The following is a 429-nucleotide window of genomic DNA, read 5'->3' as shown; positions in this document are numbered from 1 at the left end:
ACCAGGTTGGAGTTGGCGATCAGCACGCGCGGGGCGTTGCTGTGGGTCTTGAACACGCCGACGGGTTTGCCGGATTGCACCAGCAGGGTTTCGTCGTCGTTGAGGTTGGTCAGGCTTTCGACGATCTTGTCGTAGCATTCCCAGTTACGTGCCGCACGGCCGATACCGCCGTACACCACCAGTTCTTTCGGATTTTCGGCAACCTGCGGGTCGAGGTTGTTCATCAACATGCGCAGCGGCGCTTCAGTCAGCCAGCTTTTGGCGGTCAGCGTGTTGCCGCGTGCGGCACGGATTTCAACGTCACGGTATTGGGTAGGCTTGGTCACAAAAAAATCCTCAACGATCAATGCGCGAACATTGATGGGTGCGAAGAGGATGTTCATGGACTCTTACGCACACATCTTTACTTGTACATACAAGCATATGCAA

Annotated in this window: 1 pseudogene; it reads right to left on the bottom strand. The window is 55.0% G+C overall.

Going from position 1 to position 429, the window contains the following annotated elements:
• Positions 1–326, bottom strand: a pseudogene (locus HX824_RS32790) (urocanate hydratase); the annotation flags it as partial.
• Positions 327–429 lie beyond the last annotated feature (103 nt).

Origin of the sequence: Pseudomonas sp. D4002, assembly GCF_013385665.1 — a bacterium.
Taxonomy (GTDB): domain Bacteria; phylum Pseudomonadota; class Gammaproteobacteria; order Pseudomonadales; family Pseudomonadaceae; genus Aquipseudomonas.
The sequence above is the reverse complement of the archived record's forward strand: the minus strand, read 5'-3'. Positions and strand labels throughout refer to the sequence as shown.